This window comes from Pantoea graminicola, assembly GCF_048452665.1.
Classification (GTDB): Bacteria; Pseudomonadota; Gammaproteobacteria; order Enterobacterales; family Enterobacteriaceae; genus Pantoea.
Genome location: NZ_JBLWSJ010000025.1, coordinates 1 through 557 on the forward strand (window position 1 = coordinate 1; position 557 = coordinate 557).

The following is a 557-nucleotide window of genomic DNA, read 5'->3' on the forward strand; positions in this document are numbered from 1 at the left end:
GCGATAACTTTAGCAACAACACCCGCGCCAACGGTACGGCCACCTTCGCGGATTGCGAAGCGCAGACCTTCGTCCATTGCGATTGGGTGGATCAGGGTAACAACCATTTTGATGTTGTCGCCTGGCATAACCATTTCAACGCCTTCTGGCAGCTCTACTGAACCGGTCACGTCAGTGGTACGGAAGTAGAACTGTGGACGATAGCCCTTGAAGAACGGAGTATGGCGGCCACCTTCGTCTTTAGACAGAACGTAAACTTCTGACTCGAACTGGGTGTGTGGCTTGATGGTGCCTGGCTTAGCCAGAACCTGACCACGCTGGATGTCTTCACGCTTGATACCACGCAGCAGAACACCACAGTTTTCGCCTGCCTGACCCTGGTCCAGCAGCTTACGGAACATCTCAACACCGGTACAGGTTGATTTCGCAGTATCTTTGATACCAACGATTTCAACTTCGTCGCCGACTTTAACGATGCCGCGCTCAACACGACCGGTAACAACGGTACCACGGCCAGAGATTGAGAATACGTCTTCGATTGGCAGCAGGAACGGCAT

1 protein-coding gene is annotated in these 557 nt (G+C 53.0%); it reads right to left on the reverse strand.

Translation table 11 applies throughout. From position 1 onward, the window contains the following. A partial coding sequence (locus ACNY69_RS21635; RefSeq protein WP_418800355.1) for an EF-Tu C-terminal domain-related protein occupies positions 1-557 on the reverse strand: 557 nt, incomplete at both ends.